Annotated in this window: 15 protein-coding genes, 1 tRNA gene and 1 other RNA gene; 7 read left to right on the top strand and 10 right to left on the bottom strand. The window is 45.6% G+C overall.

Going from position 1 to position 23,181, the window contains the following annotated elements:
• Nucleotides 1-542 precede the first annotated feature (542 nt).
• The 3 genes from HQ43_RS07450 to HQ43_RS07440 are packed head-to-tail and all read left to right on the top strand — an operon-like array spanning nt 543 to nt 5,199.
• Nucleotides 543-1,823 (top strand): O-acetylhomoserine aminocarboxypropyltransferase/cysteine synthase family protein, encoded by a 1,281-nt coding sequence (locus tag HQ43_RS07450; protein ID WP_036791726.1) that lies wholly within the window; start codon nt 543-545, stop codon nt 1,821-1,823.
• A complete protein-coding gene (locus HQ43_RS07445; RefSeq protein ID WP_036791723.1) occupies nt 1,817-2,767 on the top strand; it encodes an alpha/beta fold hydrolase in 951 nt (316 codons plus the stop codon). The genes HQ43_RS07450 and HQ43_RS07445 overlap by 7 nt, the downstream gene beginning before the upstream one ends.
• Complete coding sequence (locus HQ43_RS07440; protein ID WP_036791721.1) at nt 2,767-5,199, top strand: aspartate kinase; 2,433 nt, start codon at nt 2,767-2,769, stop codon at nt 5,197-5,199. Before HQ43_RS07445 ends, HQ43_RS07440 begins: the two co-directional genes overlap by 1 nt.
• Before the next feature lie 13 nt (nt 5,200-5,212).
• Here HQ43_RS07440 and HQ43_RS09925 read toward each other — a convergent pair whose 3' ends face one another.
• The gene (locus tag HQ43_RS09925) at nt 5,213-5,350 is read right to left on the bottom strand and encodes a hypothetical protein (RefSeq protein WP_160217625.1); all 138 of its coding nucleotides are present in this window, start codon (nt 5,348-5,350) and stop codon (nt 5,213-5,215) included.
• 489 nt (nt 5,351-5,839) lie between these two features.
• On the opposite strand from HQ43_RS09925, the gene HQ43_RS07435 reads away from it, so the two are divergent.
• A tRNA-Asn gene (locus HQ43_RS07435) sits at nt 5,840-5,913 on the top strand.
• Nucleotides 5,914-6,082: 169 nt separating this feature from the next.
• Here HQ43_RS07435 and HQ43_RS07430 read toward each other — a convergent pair.
• The 6 genes from HQ43_RS07430 to HQ43_RS07405 form a co-directional block, all read right to left on the bottom strand.
• Nucleotides 6,083-7,018: a hypothetical protein gene (locus tag HQ43_RS07430; RefSeq protein WP_036791718.1), complete on the bottom strand. Its 936-nt coding sequence runs from the start codon at nt 7,016-7,018 to the stop codon at nt 6,083-6,085.
• Between the two features lie 97 nt (nt 7,019-7,115).
• Nucleotides 7,116-8,141, bottom strand: coding sequence for an NAD-dependent epimerase/dehydratase family protein (locus HQ43_RS07425; RefSeq protein ID WP_036791715.1), 1,026 nt, complete (start codon nt 8,139-8,141; stop codon nt 7,116-7,118).
• Nucleotides 8,142-8,234: 93 nt separating this feature from the next.
• Nucleotides 8,235-9,068 carry an enoyl-ACP reductase FabI gene (locus HQ43_RS07420; RefSeq protein ID WP_036791713.1) on the bottom strand — a complete coding sequence of 278 codons (834 nt, stop codon included), beginning with the start codon at nt 9,066-9,068 and terminating at the stop codon, nt 8,235-8,237.
• 144 nt (nt 9,069-9,212) lie between these two features.
• Complete coding sequence (gene scpA, locus HQ43_RS07415; RefSeq protein WP_036791710.1) at nt 9,213-11,363, bottom strand: methylmalonyl-CoA mutase; 2,151 nt, start codon at nt 11,361-11,363, stop codon at nt 9,213-9,215.
• A 33-nt stretch (nt 11,364-11,396) separates the two neighbouring features.
• Complete coding sequence (gene mutA, locus HQ43_RS07410) at nt 11,397-13,268, bottom strand: methylmalonyl-CoA mutase small subunit (RefSeq protein ID WP_036791707.1); 1,872 nt, start codon at nt 13,266-13,268, stop codon at nt 11,397-11,399.
• 414 nt (nt 13,269-13,682) lie between these two features.
• The gene (locus HQ43_RS07405; protein WP_036791705.1) at nt 13,683-13,895 is read right to left on the bottom strand and encodes a hypothetical protein; all 213 of its coding nucleotides are present in this window, start codon (nt 13,893-13,895) and stop codon (nt 13,683-13,685) included.
• 57 nt (nt 13,896-13,952) lie between these two features.
• On the opposite strand from HQ43_RS07405, the gene HQ43_RS07400 reads away from it, so the two are divergent.
• Nucleotides 13,953-14,303, top strand: coding sequence for a hypothetical protein (locus HQ43_RS07400; protein ID WP_036791702.1), 351 nt, complete (start codon nt 13,953-13,955; stop codon nt 14,301-14,303).
• Nucleotides 14,304-14,624: 321 nt separating this feature from the next.
• Here the strand turns inward: HQ43_RS07400 and HQ43_RS07395 are convergent, their stop codons facing one another.
• The 3 genes from HQ43_RS07395 to ssrA form a co-directional block, all read right to left on the bottom strand.
• Nucleotides 14,625-15,512, bottom strand: coding sequence for a DUF1266 domain-containing protein (locus tag HQ43_RS07395; RefSeq protein ID WP_052103140.1), 888 nt, complete (start codon nt 15,510-15,512; stop codon nt 14,625-14,627).
• Between the two features lie 454 nt (nt 15,513-15,966).
• Entirely contained in the window at nt 15,967-16,539 is a 573-nt protein-coding gene (locus HQ43_RS07390; protein WP_036791699.1) for a hypothetical protein, read from the bottom strand.
• A gap of 669 nt (nt 16,540-17,208) precedes the next feature.
• Nucleotides 17,209-17,610, bottom strand: a transfer-messenger RNA (tmRNA) gene (gene ssrA, locus HQ43_RS09705).
• A 140-nt stretch (nt 17,611-17,750) separates the two neighbouring features.
• Here ssrA and HQ43_RS07385 point away from each other — a divergent pair.
• Both HQ43_RS07385 and lepA read left to right on the top strand, forming a co-directional pair.
• Nucleotides 17,751-20,576, top strand: a complete 2,826-nt coding sequence (locus HQ43_RS07385; protein ID WP_036791696.1) for a DUF5686 and carboxypeptidase-like regulatory domain-containing protein — start codon at nt 17,751-17,753, stop codon at nt 20,574-20,576.
• A gap of 737 nt (nt 20,577-21,313) precedes the next feature.
• Nucleotides 21,314-23,104, top strand: a complete 1,791-nt coding sequence (lepA, locus tag HQ43_RS07380) for a translation elongation factor 4 (protein WP_036791694.1) — start codon at nt 21,314-21,316, stop codon at nt 23,102-23,104.
• Nucleotides 23,105-23,181 lie beyond the last annotated feature (77 nt).

Here is a 23,181-nt window from a genome sequence, read left to right as displayed (position 1 = left end):
ATTTTGACACTATTTAAAACAACCATTACCCCTAAACTCTAAACAAGCATATCCTTTCGGCTTAACCTATTTAACTTCTTAATAAATACGTTTATAGTTCTCTTTTGAGACATTTATCCGACCCTATTAGCGTTTTAACATTGTATTATAACACTTGCAAACAACATCTTATTAAATGTCTTCAAACTTCAACAGCTGTTTTTTTGCAAGAACTTTGAGCTAAAATCCTCTACCACTATTCTCTTATATCTTAAATCAAAAAAAATTACAACAAGCAAAACAGATTAGGTATTGGACTTTTATTTTTTTTATCTACCTTTGCGAGCAATTAGGACAAACAAGAAATAAAAACAACGAAATGAACAAGAATATGTACATGATGGCTATGATGATGCAAATGAGGTTTGCATCGGTTGTCTTGTACGCATAAGTTCCGAAATATACTTTGCAATATATAGACAGACCGCTGCAATCTTAAGACTGCAGCGGTCTTTTTTTGTACAATATCACAATTATATAATAACCCTAAAAACTTTAAGATCATGGCTACAAAAGCAACAACACAAGCACTACACGCCGCCTACGAACCCTCGGCAAACAACGGCTCAACGGCTATCCCTCTCTATCAGGCTACCGCTTACACATTTGAAAGCAGCGACCACGCCGCAGGCGTATTCGACCTGCAAAAACCGGGATACATATATACTCGTCTCAACAATCCTACCACAGATGTTCTGGAACAACGCATCGCTGCTCTCGATGGAGGTATAGGAGCCATAGCCACAGCAAGTGGAATGAGCGCCATTACCACTACTCTTCTCACACTTCTTAAAAGTGGAGACCATATTGTTGCTTCGTCCAGCATCTACGGTGGCACCTATAACCTGCTCAGCGTTACACTCCCCCGCCTGGGTATCGAAACCACTTTTGTAGACCCCGAAAACCCTAAAGCTTTCGAGGAAGCCATACAACTCAATACGAAGATTGTCTATACGGAATCTTTGGGTAACCCAAAATTGGACTTCGTAGACATAAAAGAAGTAGCAAACATAGCGCACTCGCATGGTCTTCCACTTGTTGTGGACAACACTCTTACCCCTATTCTCTTCAAGCCCATAGAGCATGGAGCAGATATCGTGATCTACTCTCTTACGAAGTTTTTCTGTGGCAATGGCACAGCAATGGGCGGTGCAGTGGTAGATGCGGGAAGATTCGACTGGAGCAATGGTAACTTCCCGGACTTTACCGAACCAAGTCCCGGATACCATGGACTTATCTATAGCAAAGTGTTCAAAGAGGCTGCATTCATCGTGCGTGCAAGGGTGGAAGGGCTCAGAGACTTCGGTAGCTGTATCAGCCCAACCAACAGCTTTATCATACTACAAGGGTTGGAAACACTATCCCTGAGACTCAATCAGGCATGTAAAAACGCCCTTGAGATCGCAGAATGGCTCAAAGAGCATCCTTTGGTAGAGTGGGTACACTATCCGGGACTTGCTTCCGACAAGCATCATGAGATATGCGCGCGCTACCTGAATGGAGGTTTTGGCAGTCTTGTTACGTTCGGACCAAAGGGTGGATACGATGCTGCCAAGTGCGTAGTGGATAACACAAAGATCTTCCGTATCGTAGCAAATCTCGGAGATACGAAGTCGCTTATCATTCATCCAAGCAGCACGACACACCGTCAGCTAAAAGAGGATCAGCAACTAAGTGCCGGAGTAACTCCTGATCTTATTCGTCTCTCTATCGGACTCGAAGATGTAGAAGATCTTAAAGCCGATCTTCATAATGCACTAACTCAATCTGCACAGAAATGCTAAAGGAAATAGTCATAAAAGATTTCCGTTCGGAGAAAGGGGTGGAGCACTCTGACATAACTCTAAGCTACGAACTGGCAGGACCTTCACTTGGTTCGGCTCCTATCGTTGTAGTGAATCACGCTCTGACCGGAAACTCTTCCGTCACGGGAGAAAAAGGGTGGTGGAACAAGCTGATAAGTGATGAGGGAGGTATTCCTCTCTCTCACTACACCATTATTTCCTTTAATATCCCCGGTAATGGATACGATGGAAGAGAGAGCACAGACCCTGAAAGTTTTTCTCTTAAAGACATTGCCTCCTTGTTCATAAAAGGTATAGAATCTCTTGGCATCACGGAAGTCTATTGTATCATAGGCGCTTCAATGGGAGGTTCACTCACGTGGCAGATGGCGCATTTACGCCCTCAGCTGGCAAAAAAGATATTCCCTATCGCTTGCGATTATCGGGCTTCGGACTGGCTTCTGACTCAGACACTGATACAAAAACAGATACTTGCCAACTCTTCAGACCCTTTACGAGATGCCCGCATACACGCTATGTCTTGCTATCGGACACCTCAATCGCTCAATGTTCGCTTCAATAGCACACAGGAAGAGCAGGAACAACTCTACGATGTAGAGAGATGGTTGCTCTATCATGGCGATACTCTGAAAAAGCGCTTTAAGCTTTCCGCTTATAAGGTAATGACGCATCTCACCTACTCTATCGCTGTTTGCAAGACAGCTTTAGAGCTTGCACAGATCCATTCGGATATTCACATGGTATCCATAGACAGCGATCTGCTCTTCACGCACGACCGTGCAGTGGATACTTATAACGAACTATCGGATATAAAAAACAATATCACGCTCGACACCATAAACTCCATACATGGGCACGATGCATTCTTAATGGAGTATGAACAGCTGAACCGTATTGTCAAACCTTACTTTCCCACATTGTAATGAAGATATTAAAATTCGGAGGCAAATCTCTTGACAACGGGCTTGGAATAGCCAAAGTATTAGAGATCATCACAGACAACCATAAGCAGGAACTCTCCCCCGTCGTGGTGGTATCTGCTCGAGGTGGAAGCACAGATACCCTTCTTGCTCTTATAGATAAAGCCCGAAAAGGAGAACCATTCAAGGAGGAGTTGTCTCTTTTCTGGGAACATCAGACAGAGTGTTCGGAGATAAAGTTTGAACAAGAGCAGGAACAGCTCCTAAGACTACTCACCGGAATTTCTCTCGTAGGCGAGTGCAGTCTGAAGCTGGAAGACGAAATCGTAAGCTACGGAGAGCTACTATCGGCCAAGTTTGTAGCTAATGCGCTGGAGCGACAGGGGTATAAAGCCGTGGCTATAGACTCCGGAGACTTTTTCGTAACCGACTCACAGTTTGGCTCAGCCTCCGTTCACGTAGAAGAGTCAAGAGAGAAATGTCTCCGGCTGTTCGGTCAGTTGCCTTCGTCTTGCATACCTATCGTTACGGGATTTATTGCACGGGACAGAGAGGGAGTCCGTACCACACTCGGAAGAAATGGCAGCAACTATAGTGCAGCTCTCCTTGCCAATTTTTTGGATGCGGAAATCATGGAAAACTTCACCCATGTAGACGGTATCTATACAGCCAATCCGTCCGTAGTTCCGGAAGCTCGAAAGATGGACGAGCTATCTTACTCCGATGCGGCGGAGCTATCTCAGTTCGGAGCGGAAATTCTTCACATTAAAACCATAGAGCCTTTGCAGGATAAAAATATCCCATTGAGGGTGCTCAACACTTTCGGATACGGCTCCGGGCAGAACGGGACTCTCATCACATCCAGTCCGAAAGCAAAGTCGGTACGAGCCTTGGCATCTCTTTCACAAAAGGCACTGATCCACTTCGAAGGACGCAATATGCTTGGGCGTTCAGGAATAGATGCTCGAATCTTTGGCGCATTCAAGAGTGCGGATGTCAGTGTCAGCCTTGTCTCCCAAGGCTCCACAGAGCGCGGTATAGCCATAGTGGTAAGCGAAGTGGATGCCGATAAAGCGGTGGAAGCCCTGCACCAAGAGTTTCGCCAAGACCTTTTGGAAGGGAAGACCACCAAGATCTACGCAGAAAAAGGGCTTGCCATCGTTGCCATCATCGGTCTCAATCTGGCTGAATTTGACCGTCCGTACAGAGCGTTGGTACGCAACCGCATTCTACCTGTCCTGCTTAACAACGCCGTTCCGGACAATACTCTCTGTCTGCTTGTCCGAGGAGAAGAGGAGCGCATCAAGGCTCTCAACGTGATTCATGGAGAGATGTTCGAGCGTCCCAAGCGTGTCCACCTTGCCATTATCGGGCATGGCACGGTGGGAGGTGCTCTTATAGAGCAGATCATACACCAGCATACACAGCTGAAAGAGCAGAAAAACATAGACCTCCGAATATTTGCCATTGCCAACTCTCGGCAGTTGCTTCTCTCTCATACAGGCATCGGAGAGGGGTGGCAAGAGGAGTTGAAACAGTCGGCATCCGTAAACAGTCTGGCAGAGACCATCGTCGAGTATGGGCAGAAGTTCGCTTTGGAGAATATGATTTTGGTGGATAACACCTCTTCCGAAGCCATCGCTGCGAAATATCCATACTTTGCAAGCAACGGCTTCGACATTGTCTCTTCCAACAAGAAATCGAATATAGCACCTTACGCAGACTATATCCACCTGAGAGAGACACTCAAGAAACACAGACGAAGCTACCGCTACGAAACCAATGTTGGTGCCGGTCTTCCTCTGATAGATAACCTCAAACTGCTCCATTTGGCAGGCGAACGCATTACACGCATTCACGGACTTTTCTCGGGAAGTTTGAGTTACATTTTCAATACGCTTACCGAAGAGCCTTCTCGCTCTTTCCGTGAAATCGTAGAGGAGTCTGCCCAAAGAGGACTCACCGAACCCGATCCTCGTGAAGATCTTAGCGGAGAAGATGTGGCAAGAAAGGTTCTGATTTTGGTGCGAGAACTGGATGTGGCGGCAGAGCTTTCGGATGTAAACTGGAAAAATCCTGTACCCGAACAGCTGAGAAAACTCTCTTTGGATCAGTTCTGGACGCGATTCGGAGAACTGGAGAAAGAGATAGAAGAGCTTCGGGGAAGCTGCTCTCCGGACGAAGTTCTCAGATATGTGGGAGACATCGTTTGGGACAATACAAAGCAGGAAGCCACTCTTACCGCAGCTCTTAAGCGTGTATCCAAAAACTCTCCTTTGGGTAGAGTGAGCGGCGCAGACAGCTGTTTTGAAATCTATACCGAAAGCTACGGTAGCAGACCTATTGTAATACAGGGAGCGGGAGCCGGTGCCGTGGTAACGGCAAGAGGTGTGTTTGGCGACCTCTTAAGGCTGGCAGAGGGCTACGAAAGTTAGACCGCTCTCTCCTTTAGACGAATGGTAGCAAGTGCGATCCGGACAAGAGTTGGGATATATCCTTTTTCTGTCCGGATCGCACTTCTTTTACAGATGAAATCATCTCCTCTTCCCCTCCCGGTATGCTTTCTCTTTTTCTTGTGGAGTGCATGATTCATAATCATGATGTCCCGAGTTCCGGTTTCGGTATGCTTGTTTTTTCTCTGTTCTAAAGCTGTTCAGAGTTTACGTTATTCACTTTTATATCTTACACTAAACCTATTCACTTCTTTAAGCCAAGCTTCAACTTCTGAAAATCGAACCTTGACTGCTCCAAAGCGAACCACAACTTCCACTCCTCGAACCCTGATTTTGAAATCTTATAAGGTTCGGAAAGTTTTCTAAAAGTGTTCGACAGATTTTTTATCCACGCTAATGAACATTTCTATTCTTGACCTAAGCGAATGCTCTCCGGCTTATCCGAATGAAGGAATCCGATGAACGACAATCTTTAACCCTCAGACGGAGAAAAAAGAGACAAGGAAGAGCAGAGCCAATCGGGAGTAAAATAGCAAAAGAAGAGGTAACATTTTTTCTTTGAGCTATTGCAGGATTAAAAAAAATGCCTAAATTTGCATCGTCTAAGAGATAAGACAAACACTCTTCCTTAGCTCAGTCGGTTAGAGCATCTGACTGTTAATCAGAGGGTCCTTGGTTCAAGTCCAAGAGGAAGAGCGAAGCAAACAAAACGAAAACCTCTCTATTTGGAAACAAGTAGAGAGGTTTTTCTTTTTCTAAACAAGAGCACAATCTATACTAAACAGCAAACGAAGATAAAACAACACGAGGTTGCCTCTATTCGGGACAACCTCGTGCTTTTTATTTTTGGTTTTATTATTCCGCTTTACTCTCTCCAATTTTTCCTTGCACACTCTATAAAGGTGAAAGGAACATCTCCCGGCTCTCCTGTTTCATGATTAAAGCCGTAAAAGTTTATGGTCAGCACTTCGCTCTCTTCACCATTACCCAAGTCGTAGGTCTCGATATACCATTTGCGTCTTAGCTGCCAGCTGTACTCATCGTCAATGTTAGGAGGCAGCTCATCGAACTCTATTCTGAGCTTATAGCCCTGCACTATTCCCTCAAAAGAGACTTGCCAAGGCTCTCCGGTGCCAGGAGCGAACTGGAAAACACCTTTTACAGAGCAATCGGAAGCGATGTTCATCTCTATCGTGGTGATATCTCCTCCCTCATCGCTATTGGTAAAACAACGCTTACCCACAGGCAGAAGCAATGGCTGAGGCTCCGGTTTGATATACTTGCAACTCATCTCGTCTATGACAAACTTATCTCCCTGCTCTATAAGTCGGACTGTGGAGAGTATGGGACCTCTCCATTCGTACTCGACAGTAATGTTGTAGCGAAGATCTCCCAAGGGTACCACTTTGACGTTTTCGATAGGTTCCATATCGTCATCCCCTGCTCCGAACAATCCTATTGCATCTTCTTTCGCAGGATAGATACCGCTCCACTTCTCTTTATAGTGCGCTTTGGCTTGTTCGAGCTCAGCATCGCTCATCTCGTTTCCCGAGCGAGTGTCGTAGAGCATATATGCTTCTTGGAAAAATTCATGCAGGCGAGGCGTAAAATCATTCTCATTGGAAGGTTGCGAAAATTTGCCATCTTCGGAGCCGGCAAAAAGGCTGAGAATCCAACGACCGCCGTTATCGAGCGATTCGTAGTCTGTTGTTTGATCGTTGTTTTCTGTGGAGGATTTGCCCGAACTGCTGCAAGAGAAAGATGCAAGGCAGATCGCCACCAAAAGGAGTAGATGTTTCATACTATTGATACGTTTTAGATAGATACTTGTGTATCTTTTTGGAATTTTATTCTACCGATCTTCACTTCACCGTCAAGAGAGAAACGAAAAAGAAAAACTATTTTGAGGAGGGCTCCAACAGGTTATTATCCCTCGCCCATGATACCGTAGCTGCAAGACCTTTTTCGAGATCATATTCGGGTGTGAAGCCTAAGCGAAAAATCGGGGAAGCATCACATCGCCAGTTGCGTTGGGCAAAGATAGTGTATTTGTCTCTATTGAGAGGTGTGAGAGAACCGGTCAGATTGCCCCAAAGTTGCCCCACGGCACAGCCGATATAAACCAATGGCAAAGGGAGGGCAAGCTTTAATACAAACTTCTTTCCCAATGTTTTCTGAATGAGTCTGCCGAACTCTTTGTCGGTATAACTGCGTCCGTCCGAAACAATGTACTTCTCCCCCTCCGCCTCCGGAGCTTCTGCTGCAATGAATGTAGCACGGGCAAGATCGGAAGCGAATACAAACGTCAGAGTCTGAGAAGATATTCCGGAGCGGACATACAGCCCCTTGGAGACACTTTTTATAGCCATGAGATAGTCTTGGTCATACGGCCCGTAAACGCCGGTAGGCTGTATAATGGTATAAGGTAATCCGCTCTCCTGCACATACTGCTCGGCAAGCAGCTTGCTCTTTCCATACTCCGTGCCGGGATGGCAAGGGTCAGAGGAACGAAGAGGCTCGGTATCATTCGGAGGCGGACCGTAGCTGCCCATGCTGCTCATAAGGAGAAAACGTTCGGGCGGACACTTTGCCTGCCGGAGTTGAGCCACGAAAAGAGCCGTCTGTTCGCTATTGATGCGATAAAACTCTTCTGTTTGCTTCACCTTCGTTACCCCTGCATTGTGAATAACCAAGTGCCATGCAGGCTCTCCTTCCGGGGCTAAACTGTTTGCCAAGTCGGTAATCTGAGTGGGGTCTGTGTAGCTTAATTCCACAAAGTGAATACCCTTGTCACTGAGACGAGAGCGGTTGCTCCCCTTTCGGACAGCCGCCCAAACTTCATAGCCACACCGAATGGCTTCGTCTACCAAATAGCCTCCGATAAATCCAGTTGCCCCTGTTATAAGAACTCTTTTCCTGCTCATACTGTAAAACAAAAGTCCGCACGACAGGGGAAAGACCCAAACACGTGCGGACTCGTATGTTATATCAGGTCCATAAGACTCTGTTGGAAGAGATTAGTCTATGTTGTCAAGCTCTCCTTTAACGTATTGCTCCATAGCTGCAACACTCATTCCCATGGAAGAGAATCCGCCATCGTGGAAGAGGTTTTGCATGGTAACCTTCTTGCTCAGATCGGAGAACATCAGCACGCAATAGTCTGCACACTCATCGGCATTGGCGTTACCGAGAGGAGAGAGCTTCTCTGCGAAGTGGCGGAGATTGTACATACCATCTACGCCACTACCGGCTGTGGTTACGGTTGGAGACTGCGAAATGGTATTGACACGCACTCCCTTGTCTCTACCATAGATATGACCGAAACTTCTGGTGATGCTCTCCAACAAGCTCTTAGCATCTGCCATGTCGTTGTATCCGCAGAAAGTGCGTTGAGCAGCTACGTAAGTAAGAGCAAGGATACTGCCTCCCTCTGCCACTGCATCCATTTTCTTTGCCACCTGCATCATCTTATGGAAAGAGATAGCCGAGATGTCCAAAGTCTTTTCAAGGAATCCGTAGTCAAGATCATCGTATTCGCGTTTCTTGCGAACATTCGGACTCATTCCTATGGAGTGAAGAACGAAGTCTATCTTACCGCCCAACGCTTCCATACTTTCTTGAAAAACTTTTTCCAAATCTTCAAGAGAAGTGGCATCGGCAGGGATAACTTTTGCTCCGGTCTCTTCTGCCAAAGCATTCAACTCGCCCAAGCGAAGTGCCATAGGGGTATTGGTAAGTGTGATGGTAGCACCTTCCTGTACAACTCTCTGTGCTACTTTCCAAGCTATAGATTGTTCGTTGAGAGCACCGAATATGATTCCTCTCTTACCTTTTAATAGTCCGTATGCCATGATAATTCTGTTTTTTTGATGTTAAAGCTGAACAAAGATACTAATATCCCCTTAATATTACACACAATAAGAGGATAAGTGCAATTTTACACCTATCCTCTCACTGCCGTTATCCCCCTAAGGGAACTGTATTATAATGTATGCTTATTCGTTATCGAGCAAGATCTCCAACAACTGAACGGCTGCCTTAGCCACGGAAGTACCGGGACCGAAAATAGCGGCAACGCCTGCCTTGTAAAGGAAATCGTAGTCTTGAGCAGGGATAACACCTCCGGCAATCACGATGATATCTTCACGGCCGAGCTTTTTCAACTCTTCGATAACCTGAGGAACAAGAGTCTTATGACCTGCTGCCAAGGAAGAGACACCCATGATATGCACATCGTTCTCCACAGCTTGGCGTGCAGCTTCTGCCGGAGTCTGGAACAATGGTCCCATATCCACGTCAAAACCGCAGTCTGCATACCCTGTCGCCACAACTTTAGCCCCACGGTCATGACCGTCTTGACCCATTTTGGCTATCATGATACGAGGTTGACGTCCCTCTTTCTTCGCAAATTCTTCGGCAAGCTGACAAGCTTTAACGAAATCTGCATCCTTATTTGTTTCTGCTGAGTACACCCCTGAAATAGTTCTAATGATTGCTTTGTATCTTCCCACTTCACACTCACAGGCATCGGAGATTTCCCCTAATGTTGCACGGACAGAAGCTGCTTTCACTGCAAGATCAAGGAGATTACCCTCTTTGGTTTTCACGCAATGAGTGATGGCTGCAAGAGCTTTTTGTACCTCCTCTTCGTTACGTTTCTCTTTGAGTTGAGAGATACGTTCGATCTGTTGAGTACGAACAGCGGTATTGTCCACCTCCAGAATTTCGATAGGATCTTCCTTTTCAAGTCTGTACTTATTCACCCCAACGATAACCTGATTATTGCTATCAATGCGAGCCTGAGTACGTGCCGCAGCTTCTTCGATACGCAGTTTGGGCAAACCGGTTTCTATCGCTTTTGCCATACCACCCATCTGTTCGATCTCCTGGATATGCGCCCATGCTTTATGAACAAGCTCGTTGGTCAAGCTCTCTACATAGTAGGAACCCGCCCAAGGGTCTATCTCCTTACAGATCATTGTTTCCTCTTGGATATAGATCTGAGTGTTACGAGCGATACGTGCAGAGAAATCTGTCGGAAGAGCGATAGCTTCATCGAGCGCATTGGTATGCAGAGATTGGGTATGCCCCAAAGCTGCCGCCATCGCCTCTATACAGGTACGTCCGACATTATTGAACGGATCCTGCTCTGTAAGAGACCACCCTGAAGTTTGAGAGTGAGTACGCAAAGCAAGAGACTTAGGATTTTTAGCTCCGAAGTCGTTCAGGATCTTAGCCCAAAGCATACGTCCAGCTCTCATCTTGGCAATCTCCATAAAGTGATTCATACCTATCGCCCAGAAGAAAGATAAACGGGGAGCAAACTTATCCACATCAATACCTGCGTTGATACCGGCACGCAGATACTCCATACCGTCAGAGAGTGTATATGCCAACTCTATATCTGCCGTTGCACCGGCTTCCTGCATGTGGTATCCGGAGATAGAGATAGAGTTGAACTTCGGCATATTTTGAGACGTATATTCAAATATGTCCGCAATGATACGCATCGAGAATTCAGGCGGATAGATATAAGTATTACGCACCATGAACTCTTTCAATATATCATTCTGGATAGTACCTGCCATCTCTTCCAATAAAGCTCCCTGCTCAAGACCGGCATTGATATAGAATGCCATTACCGGAAGCACTGCTCCGTTCATTGTCATGGAGACAGACATCTTGTTCAACGGGATACCATCGAAGAGCACCTTCATATCTTCAAGCGAGCAGATAGATACACCGGCTTTACCAACATCGCCTACAACACGCTCATGGGTAGCATCGTAACCACGGTGAGTAGCCAAGTCGAACGCTACGGAAAGACCTTTCTGACCGGATGCAAGGTTACGGCGATAGAAAGCATTGGACTCTTCCGCTGTGGAAAACCCGGCATACTGACGGATGGTCCATGGTCTCATGGCGTACATACCGCTATAAGGTCCGCGAAGATATGGAGGAAGTCCGGAAGCATAAGAGAGATGCTCCATGCCCTCAAGGTCTTCTTTTGTATATACAGACTTTACATGGATATGTTCCGGAGTCTCCCAGTCTGCTGTGATATTATTTCTCTTGACATAGTCGGCAATGGAAGATGTACCCCATTGACCTTCATTTATATTGATACTTCTATAATTTGGTTTCATATCTAATATTCTAAAAGTGAGTTTTGGGGTCTGTTATTTCTTCTCTTGAATACCGAGCAGCTTATGGAATCCTTGCAGTGTTTCCAACACATTAACCTTAACGTGGATAAAGTGTTCGATGCCTTTTTCCTTCAACTCTTCCATACAAGCCGGAGCTCCTGCCACCACAAAAGGCACTCTGCCTGCGATAGCCTCATACGCCTGAGGAGCATACTCTGCATACTCATCATCGCTGGAGCAGAGCACTATCACGTCTGCCTTGGCTGCCATGGCTGCATCCACGCCCTCTTGAACGGTGTTGAAGCCCAGGTTGTCCTTCACTTCGTATCCTGCCACGGCAAAGAAGTTGCTGGAGAACTGGCTTCGAGCAAGTCTCATGGCAAGGTTACCTATTGTAAGCATGAAGACCAACGGACGCTTCGGAGCCTCTTCCGTAGCCAAACGAAGCAGTTCAAAGTCCGAACCTCCGCGACGATAATCCAGAGCGGTAATAGTTGCATGCTTTTCGCAGCTGCAAGACACGACATCCTGTTTGGTGATTTTATCTTTTGCCATCTCGGAGAAGTTGGGGAAGATATTTGTTCCCAACAGACTTTCTCTGCGAGTAGCCACATCTTTATGACGCTTTTGGTTGCTTTCGTTCACGGCTGCCTGTATCGCTCCTTCGTTTGCAGCTTTTGCAAAACCGCCGAGATCTTCTTCGATATGCAGGAACAACTTCCACGCTTGCTCTGCAATAGCGGATGTAAGATGCTCTATATAGTACGATCCCGCACCCGGATCCACCACTCTGTCGAAGTGGCACTCTTCCTTGAGAAGAAGCTGTTGGTTGCGAGCGATACGTTCGCTAAACTCATCACTTTCTTTGTAGACGGCATCGAATGGCAATACGGTAAGAGAGTGAACACCTGCAAGTGTAGCAGACATCGCTTCCGTTTGCGTGCGAAGCATATTCACGTATGCGTCGTAGATGGACATATTCCAAGACGATGTCTCGGCGTGTACCACTGCTTTGGCTGCATCGCCTTTGCAATCTTCGCCATGCGTTCCGACTATCTCAGCCCAAAGCCAACGAAGAGCGCGGAACTTTGCAAGCTCCATGAAGTAGTTTGTTCCCACTCCCATATCGAAGCGGATGCGAGGAGCTATTTCGGCGGCAGACCCACAACCTTCTGCCACAAAAGTATCCAGGATGGTAGTGGCTGCACTGAGAGCGAAGCCAAGCTCCTGATACACGAAAGCACCTGCGTTTGCCAAAGAGATACCGGCAACATCCAGCACAGTGAACTTCTTAAGCTCGTAAGCAGAGCACAAAAGCTCTTTACCGATCATGATCCACTCATCGGTTACTACGCCTTTGCTCAGCTGTTTCTTGAATACATCAAAATGGAAAGAGCCGGGGCACGCTGCAAGATCGACACCTTTCTCACGATAGATCTCTACAATGATCTTAGCCACGGCTACTATTCTGGTACGACAGCTCAGATAGTTAAGCTCCACTTTTTCCACATCTATACCATCCAAAAGAGTAGTCAGATGCTGTTTGCTTGCCATCTCCTTGCTCACCTTGAGTCCGAAAGAGGTGATGCCTTTACCCAAAAGCTCTTTCATCTTGGCATTGGCTTCCTCTGCGTTGGTCACGTTGATATCCTGACGGACATACCAGGAGTTGCACACCTTTGTACCTCTAACGTAAGGGAATTCACCGGGTAGCGCATCCGTTGTTTTGAGGTGGGCTATATCCTCTGCCCTGTAAAAGGGATTTACATTGAAGCCCTCGTTGGTTCTCCATACGAGCTTCTTATCAAAAGGAGCCCCTTTAAGATCGGCTTCAATCTTCTGCATCCACTCCTGAGTAGAGATCTCAGGGAATTGTGAAAACAGCTTTTCTTTAGTCTGATTCATAATCGTTACTTATTTGTTCTACTTCTGTTTTTATCCGTTATTATTGAATACATAAAATAATCGCTATTCCGCTTGCAAAGTAAGCAAAATAACTTGAAAAAGAAGCCTTTTCTCTCTTTACTCGATACCGAACAGCGCATATTTTATGACGTGTTTCTCCTACCATGTACCCTCTACAAGAAGAATATTGGCGGCAATACACGATGAGTCTTCGGCATTCTACCCTCCTTTAGACGGAACTACAACATGGTTTACAAATATACGAAAAAGAGATCGTTGCATGATAACATTTTGCTCTCAATATCCTCTTTTATCATCTGCCGCCGGACAGACTTTCCGATGAAGCAAAGAAGAAAAAGAGCTTAACGCTTCTACAAAATCTCCTAAAGCCGTATAAAAACCGCGCTAAAGCCATTAACTTTTCCAAGTCGGGGCTTGAATCTTAAAAATCAGGGCTTGACTTCCAAAAATCGAACCTTGATTTCCAAAAAGCGAGCCTTGACTTCCGGTTCTTAACCCGTTTGGAACAACCTGTAAACCCGATAAAAGAAACCTCCAAACCTGTTCAAGAAAAGACTGCCAAGGCACAAAAAAGAAGAGAGAAAGAGCAATCCGGATCTGCCACATACAATCTCTGCTTTTTTACTAATTTCGCATACAGACGGATATTCAGTATCCGAACCGATGCAAAAACAACCGACAAAAGGCATGGCTATGGAAAATAAAAAAGCCAAAATCGCATTCTTTACCCTCTTTGGGGTTATCCTGCCATTGGGAGCAGTATGGGCTCCTTTTCTGGTCAAGACAACGGAGCACAGCGACAGAAAATTTCGCATGAGACTGGTAAGTGTGGAGATTATTGTGGCGATAGTCGCACTTTCTCTCAGCACTGCTGAATGGATCAAGCAGATAGAACGAATCATGAATGGAGCCGGTGAGATAGAGACCCAAAAGCTCTCCGTGATGCTCTTATACCCGCTGCTTGTGCTCTGCATCGGTTTGGGCGTAGGCTTTTACCGGCTGTACAAAAAGTAGGCTTCGGACTCATCCTCATCTTTTTGCGTTACAGCAACCGGTCTTCGGGTGATATATGCACTGGAAGTATTGTTCCTCTTTTTTTACAAGAGGAACACCTTTCTTGCCGTTCAGCGAGATATCAAACGAAATACACCTGAAGATCAGTTTCTTCGGACACATTCTGACGCTCCGTACCCGGACAAAAAAGAAAGGGGCGACAGCTTATCGCTATCACCCCAAACGGTTGGGCGGACTGCCCCGACCCTACCGACTTATCATTATGAAAGAGTTACTTTTTTTTCGGATCAATACCTCATTTCGTGGTTTTCGGGATAGAGATCAGAACGCAATCTTGTTCCAAGGACTATCGGGCTTGGTGCAAAGCTCTGTCGCATACAGGCGGATCAAAGAGCTATCGGCATTTATTCCGCCCCATAAGTATCGACCTACGACATAACTTTCGGCTAAAGCCTTCCAAGAGTCAAGTTTCTCATGAGCAAGTCGGTCTGCATCTTGCAGATATTTCCAAGCTGTCTCTTCATCTATATACCCGGCATCATAACAGGCACGAGCTATAAACGAGAGCCGTCCGACGTCCCAACCGCCTACGCCTATTCGTTCCAAATCTTCGATACCCGTAATGGTTTCCTCTTTTTTCATGGCCTCTACGGATCCGGACAGATTATTCAAGAAATGCACAGCGCGCTCTATCTCTTCCTCTTCCTCGAAATGAGCAAGAATAACATCCCCTTTAGCCTGATCATCGGGTTGCTTCATGGCTTCCAAGACATAAGGGAAGAAGTAACGATGCCCTTTGTCTCGTAAACCGTCAAGTGTTTCCAAAGCATCTTCGGTGCATCGAATATCCCACCATTCGTCGAGGATCATGCTGCGTTGCTTGCTGTCGATATGCAGTTTAAGAGAGTCGAGCCGTGCATTCTGCTGCGAGGAGAAGATCGCTCCAAGCAGTATATGACGTTGCTTTTCGGTGCTTAGAGGATTATTGGAAGTAACATCGAATTTTCCCGAGATGGCACGGAAAATGTTCGCAAACATTCGCCGCCTGCTTACAAAGAAATAACCCACGAATACGATTCCGATCAAGATCAGAACATACGTTGTGTAGTTGGGAGATGCCGGGCTTTCCACAGGAAGGGTTTCACCTATTCCGGACGGAATGGTATCGCTCTGAGCGAGTGCTTGAAGAGATAATAATAAAGGTTTCATCTGACAATGCTCTAAAATTAGTTTTATACTATACGTTGTTAACTATTCATGTCCATAGTTCCGGACAGTGAAACTATCTGACCCAAATTTAAGAAAAAGATTTCTTTTTTGGAATAAGAAAAAGGCGATAACTATTCGCTATCACCTCTCCGAGTGTTGAGCGAATTGCCCCGAACAACCAAAATCAATTCTCATAGAGTCTAACTTACGACACAAATACAGAAAATAACGTCCTAAATAGATGCGCATAATCTATTCGAAAACAATCATCATCCTGAGCATTTTTCTTTCTCATAAGTCCTTTATTTGTCTCATAAATTAGAGTTTTCAAAGAAAAAGTGCTTGTGAATAGGTCATCTTTTCCCTCATCACTATCACTGCTAACGCTCTTATATAGAAAAATAAAGATGTGAAAACAAAAAAATCACCGCTACATAAAGCAAATAGATCAGCATCAAGGCTCATCAATACTACTAATTGGAATATTTTTCTCTTCAAAATACTTATCCCTTACTAGTATTCCAAGCAGTCTGAGATATAACTGTAAAGGTTTCCCTTGGCTAAAAGCAAAGTCTTTAACCCTTTTAATATCTTCTATATCAAAAAATACGTAAGGATCAACGGCAATACGCTCAAGGCAATACTGCTGTATATCGTATGGAGAAGGACTCTCAAGCTCAGATATCTTATGACAAATGATATCCCAATTTCTAGATATGATTTCTTCTGCTTTTAGTTCTGATGCAACCCTTTTCCCTTCTTCTGTTACGGATATCGGACTCTGACTTTGAAGGAAATTATTCGCTCCATTCTTCATTAAAATATCAAGGGAACCCTTTATATAAGATAAGTCCCGTCGAATTTCCTCTATATTCTTTTCTCCCTTATCTGCTATTTTCGTTAGATTATTGTGATCTGATCTTATCTTTGTCACTACCTGTGTTACCTTATAGACCGCCACAAAAACAATCAAAACAAGGGCAAAGTCCCAACCCAAAAATTCTTTTAAGATCGTTATTACTTCCATTAAATTTCTCCTCCATAAATAATCAAACATCAAGGATTTTTCCTATTTCTTTCTGCATCCATTCGCTCAAAAAAACGACAAACAACTACAATCCCTCAGCATTAGAGCAAAGGAGTGAAAGCCTACACAATTCTCACTAAACCCATTGTTAGTCAATATGTGAATTTTCATCTCCACTAGCGAATAAAAGGTTTTAATTTCCTCCTTCCCCCTCGCAATACTATTTTGCCCATCGCTGAGAATCATCGTCCAACAGCCACCAGACACACCTAGACAGATGAAATTTTATATCTATCTAACCAAAGATGAGTTTTATAAGAACCTCTATCTACCTAAATAAGCACATAACACATTTATTTTACATATAGAAAAATCCTCCTGATATGCGAAGATATCTATTTCTTAGTAGAAACGCAATAGTAATACCTCTTTTCTGCTCTTCCTCCATCCAGTCTATCTCTCTACCTCAAAAAATAGACGTCTTAAATCTGAAAAAGATCTGGTTCATATAACCTTGATCGAAGTCTCTTTTACCCTTACCACCAAACAGAAAAAAAACATCAGTAAATCCATTATGCAAAAAAACACTCCAAAACTTCTGTCTCGGAGCGTTCTTGTGTGTTCAACATCGTGTTCAAAACTTTTTTAATACCGACAAGCAGTATCATTCTGTGGAGATGGAGGGATTTGAACCCTCGTCCAAACACGGAACTAATTTGCTTTCTACACGTTTAGCTTCACTTCTATTGTCGGCGTCGGAAGTATGGACGAAGCTACCTCTTCCGTGCTTAGCCTCTAAAATGTCTCCCTTACAGCAAGGCGATGCAAAGGATAACCCCGATATACCGGCACTACCATGATCGGACCACTTCGGGATAAGAGTATCCGGGTAGTGTCTCGTCCCCGCAGCTTGCAGGGATAAAGCGTTAACTTACTGTACTTCGGTTACGCAGCAAGAGCGTAATTATTTGCGCCATTTAAAAGGTCTGAAGTCTGAGATTAAAGTGCCAGGCTACAATGCACTACGTGCTTACAAACCACCTCTACGCGCTGTCAAAACCAGTCATCCCCGTATTGGTCTATTTGTATAGTGGCACAAAGTTAGTCATTTCGCCCCAAATGGCAATTTCTATTGCCCACTCTCTCGCATTGCCAATAGAGATAAAAGAAATACTTTTGCAAAAGCAATACTTACTTATGATAGTAAAACCATGAGCCAATCACTATTCGGGAAAATCTGTGGTACGCTTTTCATCGTTCTTTTTGCCACGATCTTCTCTCATTCAGAAGCACAGACAGAGCCGGCTGCTTCTGCTGTTTCCATCTCCGGAGTCATTAAAGACAAAAGGAGCAACAAGGGTATTCCCCACGCGACACTCTATATCAAAGAGCTTCAAAGCGGTGTCATCGCAAACGAGAGCGGACTCTTCAAACTGCATCTCAAGCCCGGCACATACGCTTTAATCGTCAAGTCGTTAAGCTATAAACCGCTTCACACCTCTCTTTCCATCCATGAGGGAGAGAACAAGAGTGCAGAGTTTGCGCTTGAACCGGCAACATACAACATTGCCGACGTGGTCGTAAAGCGCGACAAACGAGCCGAAGACCCTGCCTATGCCATCATGCGCAAAGTAATGAGCCGTACTCCGATATATGAGAAGATAGTCAAAAGCTCTGTCTCACACACCTATACCAAAGGAAGTATGAAGCTTGAAGATCTTCCTTTCTTCCTTAAAAATGTCAAGGATGAAGGAGTGGCGATGAAAGAGTACATCGGCAAAAGATTTGTCGTAGAGGGAGAACTCGAAACCGCTTACACCTCTCCGAACAGCTACAAATACCATACGTTGGCGATGCGATCCTCCATTCCGGAGAAGCTGACCAAGTCCAGCGCAGCTGCCGTACCTACCATAAACTCCATGATGAGCAATATCTATGGTGCGTACATAGGCTTAGGGAACAACGGTTCGATACCAAGTCCGATCCGCCTGAACGGGTTGCGCCTCTACTCTTACAAGCTGAAGAGTGCCACCACAGAGGGTCAAGAAACCATCTATCACATATCTTATGGCAGCAGAGAAGATGGAACCACGAAGGGAGAGCTATCCATATCGGACAAGACATGGGCGCCCACACATCTCACTGCCCACGTATCCCTTGCAGGGACAATGCGACAGACGCTCAACGTAACACTCAATCCCATTCAGGATGGTCTGCTTCTGCCCACCTCTTATGCCTTGAACATGTATCTGAATATGCTGGGTATCAAGATGGATTTTACCCTTTTCTCCGCCACTTCATACAAGGAAGTGGTGCTGGACGGCTCCATAGACAAGATCAAGGAAACCAGGCTCTCCGAAGAGGAGAAGAGTATGCCGGATGATGCAATCTTCTTACCTCAAAAGCGCGGACAGAAAAGAAAAATAGAGAAAAGCATTGCCGCACTGGAGCATAAGATGGACACACTTGGTCTGAATGTCAAAGACCCATACCTCATCCCCGAAATCAAGAGAACAATAAAGGTATCGTCCGACTCTCTTGCACTCCAAAGAGATTCTCTCTACTGGCAGGAGATCTCCACGCAACCGCTGTCCGCAGAAGAGAAAGAGAGCTATGCAAAACAAGATTCACTGGCCAAAGTCTTTGAGAAGAAGCGTGCATTGGCTCCCAAGAAAGAGGGTGAGCGCACCGGCGCAGACCCTTTGGATATTCTGTTTTGGGGATATGACCATATCTCCAAGAACAAAAAATGGGTAGTGGGAATCAACGGACTTTTAGGAATGACCCTGAACAACTACCGGTACACAGACGGCTTCTGGCTCGGCCCGACACTCTTCTTGCGCTACAACAACCGCAGCAAGGAAAACCCTTTACGGCTCGACATCAAGCCAAGCCTGTACTACACCACTCATCGAAAAGAGTTGTACTGGCGTGTGGAATCTTATCTGGAGTATGCCGGAATGCGTAGAGGACTCCTCACACTAAAGGCTGGACATCACAGTGATGATATTAGCGGACAGCAGCTCGGCCTACTCACCAATCTCAACAACGCCTTCTTCACCCTCTATGATGGCCGTTACACCAACATGCTGTACGATAGAAGCTACATACGTGTACAGAATAAGATAGACCTCTTCAATGGTGTAAAGCTCTCTTTGGGAGCAGAACACCGAAGAAGCCAACAGCTTCCGGACAAGCGGATATGGGGGGTTGTAAAACCGGGGCAAGAGAGTTTCGTCAACTTCATGAATGCGGAAACGCACTACCCTTACCCCAACTATTACAGCATGGAGAAGCACCGCTCCAACACGATAGACGTCGCCCTCTCTTTCAACACATCGCCCTATTACAGAGTGATAAACGGAAGAAAAGAGGTGGTGAACGAGATCAACATGGATAAGATCCTCTCCGACAACTTCTCCATACAGCAAAGTGAAGACGGCACAAAGCGTGTGGTTACACTCTCTACCGGGAGTAGCAGTGCGCCCGTTTCAGCAAGTTGGACTGCAAGAAATCCGCTCTTCTTCTCCTTGAGATACAAGCAGGCAATCCCCTCTCCGGGTAGCAACGACAGCGACTTCAGCTTCGTCTCCGGCTATGTAAAGGGACTCTATCACATCACGCGCAGCTATCCCATACTTTATGAGGCAGAGGTGGGCTACTATCCACATCTGAAGCGTATGTATGCAGATGACAGAAACTATCTCAAGTACGAAAATACCTCTTTCGTATCTCCTCAAGACTTCCTCTTCCATACGATGCCGCCTTACACCTATGCCGGCAAGCTGTACGGCAAAGCCCAAGTATCCGCCCCTCTGCCACGCATACTCGGCAATCTGTTTGGGAAGCGAAAATATCTGACACAGGAGAGGCTGCTGTTGAAGTCTTATTGGGACAAAGCTCTGCCGGAAAAACCATTTTTTGAAGCCGGTTACAACCTTTCTCTGTTAGGCGGATTCAATATCGGCGTGTACTATGGAGGGTACAACTTCCGGGAAAATCCGGGAGTCGCCGTAAGGTTCATTTGGAGCCTCTAAACGAAGGCGGTTTTGAGGGTGCACTTTTATATAAAAATAGATTTGGAGTGCGCCCTCAAAACAGACCTTCTCATCCTGTCGGTTTTTCAGTCTCTGTTTGAATAAAATCCATAACACACTATCAATCAAACGGATATAAATATCTCGAATTTGCGTTCAACTCTCCTCTTGGTCGGTTTTATCGCCCGATTTTGCGTTAATAAATATAAAATCTAAGCCGTTCCATTGTGAATAATTATTAATAGAGAAATAGTACCAAAAAGCACCTTTTTGGCTCAAAAATCCATAAAGCACTCTATACCAACGCAGTAACCAAAAATTCTAAACACGTTAATTGAATTCGGTAAACGTATTAAATGAAATCGGTAAATACGTTTATTGATTTCGTTGAATACTTTAAGCCGACAGAATATACTGCTTTAGCGTTTTGAGTAAACCTGTATCGAAAATGGTGTTAATAAAACAGTCCGGATTTAACAATTCGGTCATGCTCCGGAAACGACCTTTCCGATCAAAATAGAGAGACCGAAAAAAGTGAGCATTTTTCGGGATGGAATATATAAAAATGACGCTCTGAAAATCGCCTCAAAAACCGAAAAACGGATACGACAAACAGGGTCAAAGGGGAGCTTCTCTGTTCAGAGGTCTCAATATAATTTGTATCTTTGTATGCTACGAGATACAGCTCTCTTGTCGCGAAGAAAGATTGAACAAATAAAAGATATATAGATCAGAGGATGAAGCATATCCGCAACTTTTGCATCATAGCCCATATTGACCACGGGAAAAGTACACTGGCAGACCGTCTGTTGGAGTTTACCAATACACTCGACAAGAGTAGTATCACTTCGCAGGTGTTGGATAACATGGACTTGGAAAAAGAGCGTGGGATAACCATTAAAAGCCATGCCATACAGATGAACTACGTTCACAACGGCACGGAATACACCCTCAACCTGATAGATACTCCGGGACACGTGGACTTCTCATACGAGGTCTCCCGTTCCATTGCTGCCTGTGAAGGTGCTCTGCTTATCGTGGATGCCGCTCAAGGTATTCAGGCTCAAACCATATCCAATCTGTATATGGCACTGGAGCACGATCTGGTCATCATCCCGGTTTTGAACAAGATAGACTTGCCAAGTGCGCTTCCGGAAGAGGTGTCGGACGATATTGTGGCTCTTCTCGGCTGCGATCGTTCCGAAATCCTGAGAGCAAGCGGAAAGACCGGAGAAGGCATCGAAGATCTCCTCAATGCCATTGTGGAGCGTGTGCCTGCACCTACGGGCAGTCCGGATGGTCCGCTTCAGTGTCTCATCTTCGACAGTGTGTTCAATCCGTTCAGAGGCATCATCGCCTACTTTAAGGTCTGCAATGGTGTCATCCGAAAAGGCGACCTCGTGAAGTTTGTCGCCACCGGGAAGGAGTACGATGCCGATGAGGTGGGTATCTTGAAGCTGGATATGGTGCCACGTCAGGAGATTCGCACCGGCGATGTAGGCTATATCATCTCCGGGATCAAAAGCTCCAAAGAGGTCAAGGTGGGAGATACCATCACTCACGTGAAAGGCGGCGCACAGGAAGCTATTGCCGGTTTCGAGGAAGTGAAACCAATGGTCTTTGCCGGAGTTTACCCGATAGAGGCGGAGGATTTTGAGAATTTGCGCGCCTCTTTGGAGAAGCTTCAGCTCAACGACGCATCACTCACATTCCAACCGGAAAGCTCGGCTGCGCTGGGCTTTGGATTCCGTTGCGGATTTTTGGGACTGCTTCACATGGAGATCATACAAGAGCGTCTCGACAGGGAGTATAACATGAGCGTCATCACCACAGTGCCTAACGTGTCGTACATTGTACACGATAAGAAAGGAAAGGTAACGGAGGTACACAACCCTTCGGGGCTGCCCGACCCGGCATTTATAGACTATATCGAAGAGCCTTATATCAGAGCATCCGTCATCACGGATGTGGCTTACATCGGACCTATAATGACTCTCTGCCTTGGCAAAAGAGGTATATTGGTACGGCAAGACTATATCTGGGGCAATCGGATAGAGATCATCTTCGACATGCCTCTGGGTGAGATCGTGATAGACTTCTATGACAAGCTCAAGAGTGTGTCTAAAGGATACGCTTCCTTCGACTATCATATCCACGATTACCGGGAATCGAAGCTGGTAAAACTGGATATACGACTCAACGGAGAGCCGGTGGATGCCCTCTCTACACTGACTCACGCAAGCAACAGTGAGGCATTCGGTCGTCGTATGTGCGAGAAGCTGAAAGAGCTTATCCCAAGACATCAATTCGACATTGCTGTTCAGGCAGCAATCGGAGCAAAGATCATTGCTCGCGAAACCATCAAAGCCGTCCGCAAAGACGTAACGGCAAAGTGTTACGGAGGGGATATCTCGCGTAAGAGAAAGCTACTGGAAAAACAGAAGGAAGGTAAGAAGCGCATGAAGCAGATAGGTTCGGTGGAAGTGCCACAAAAGGCATTCCTTGCCGTTTTGAAGCTGGACAGCTAACCTCCCATCCTTTCAAACAACAGAACCATCAACAGATAAGATATGGACTCTTCCACAACACAAACACAAGCATCCGG

The sequence above is a fragment of the Porphyromonas canoris genome (assembly GCF_000769115.1).
Lineage (GTDB): Bacteria > Bacteroidota > Bacteroidia > Bacteroidales > Porphyromonadaceae > Porphyromonas_A > Porphyromonas_A canoris.
This window is presented reverse-complemented; position numbering and strand designations above follow the sequence as displayed.